Annotated in this window: 1 protein-coding gene and 1 pseudogene; both read left to right on the top strand. The window is 37.6% G+C overall.

Going from position 1 to position 1,838, the window contains the following annotated elements:
- Positions 1–252: 252 nt before the first annotated feature.
- Positions 253–1,335 (top strand): linear amide C-N hydrolase, encoded by a 1,083-nt coding sequence (locus BWI44_RS14730; protein WP_195208931.1) that lies wholly within the window; start codon positions 253–255, stop codon positions 1,333–1,335.
- 135 nt (positions 1,336–1,470) lie between these two features.
- Positions 1,471–1,838, top strand: a pseudogene (locus BWI44_RS22320) (transposase); the annotation flags it as partial.

Genomic DNA, 1,838 nt, shown 5'->3' with positions numbered 1-1,838 from the left:
TTTCAGAGCTTTTTCTTTTTCTCCACTTCGGTCAAAAATGGTGGTCTAAGCAATTCTTGTGTATTTCCATACCCTTCAATGGTGTGTGTTGCTGTCTGCTTTTAAACTACTATTCATGTCGGTTACCTTGTTCTGTATATACTTTAGGGGTAAACAATTTACCTTCTGGGTATGTTTTATATATCAAGACAAATCGTTTGTCGAACTTATTCTTATGTTTTTATTGTTTTTTCATCCTAAGAAATAATTAATATGAAACTAAATTTATTTTTCATTTCAGTAGTAGTAGGCTATATGTTTTGGGGAACATTGTCTGCTATGGCCTGTACAGGTATAACTTTAAAAAGTCAGAATGGTACAGCAGTTGTAGCACGGACAATCGAGTGGGGTGGGAGTAATCTGAATAGTCAGTATGTAATTGTTCCGAGAGGTTATTCTGAGCAATCATTTACACCAGATGGACAGAATGGCATGGTGTTCATCGCTCGTTATGGGTATGTAGGATTGGCTGTTGAGCAAAAAGAATTTATTGCAGAAGGAATTAATGAAGCCGGACTCTCGGCTGGTCTGTTTTATTTTCCACATTATGGAGAATATGAAGATTATGATAAAAAAGTGGCAGATAGTAGTATATCTGATTTTCAGCTCGTTTCTTGGATACTTGGAAAGTGTACTACTCTTGAAGAAGTGAAGGAAGCCGTTACCAATGTACATATTATAAACATCGATTCGCGTGCATCTACTGTACATTGGCGTTTTGCTGACCAGACTGGACGTCAACTTGTATTAGAAATAATCGGCAAAGAAACTCACTTTTATGAAAATAATCTGGGAGTTCTTACGAATTCGCCAGGATTTGAATGGCATTTGACTAATCTGAATAATTACGTCAATCTTTATCCCGGAACCGCACAGACACATGGCTTAGGGAATCTTGAATTATCTTCTTTTGGAGCAGGCAGCGGTTTCTTAGGACTTCCTGGCGATGTAACTCCTCCATCACGTTTTGTACGAGCTGCTTTTTATCAGGCTACGGCTCCGCAAAAGTCTACTGTTCTCGAAACTGTTCTACAGTGTTTTCAAATATTGAATAATTTCGATATTCCTATTGGAATAGAATTTTCGGAGGGAAAAGCTCCTGTTGATATTCCAAGTGCTACACAATGGACGTCAGCTACAGATATGAGGAACCGGGTAATCTATTTTCGTACTATGTATGATAGTACGATTAGGAGCATTGATCTGCGTACAATTAATTTTTCTATAGTTTCTTATCATGCTGAACCTATGGATAACGTGAGACAGCAGAAAATAGAAAGGTTGAAGATTCACTAATTAGGGATATTCCTAAAATAATAAAATTTAAGGCAACTAATTCATTGCGAGTTAGTTGCCTTTTTGTATCTTTAAGCATTCCCCCAAAAAAAAACGGTTTGACGGCCAAAACGGGGTAATCTAAACTAAAAACACATGGTAAAGATACAAAAAAAATCAGAAATCGAACCTCGTTTAGGTTTTACCGAGTTCGATATGCTAAAAAATATCGTCAAAGTTTTGCAACGAGTGAATTAGGTCGCCTCCATGCCCTGTTTCCTTTCTCGGAACTGGCCCGAGAAATGCATTTGAAGTCCTCTGCTTTGGGTCGTAAAAGTTATTTTTCTCCTGAGGGTAAAATAGCCTTGATGGTCCTGAAGTCCTATACTAACTTTTCAGATTCACAACTGATTGAACCTTTAAACGGTAATATTCATTACCAGTTATTTTGTGGTGTTCAGATTGATCCGCTTCATCCACTGACCAATCCTAAAATCGTCAGTGCAATTCGTCAGGAACTAGCG

Source organism: Bacteroides sp. Phil13, from assembly GCF_001940965.1.
GTDB lineage: Bacteria > Bacteroidota > Bacteroidia > Bacteroidales > Bacteroidaceae > Bacteroides > Bacteroides intestinalis.
This window is presented reverse-complemented; position numbering and strand designations above follow the sequence as displayed.

Bases quoted from the DNA above. Each gene is read 5' to 3' on its own strand.
- BWI44_RS14730 (WP_195208931.1), top strand. From the start codon at position 253: ATGAAACTAAATTTATTTTTCATTTCAGTAGTAGTAGGCTATATGTTT.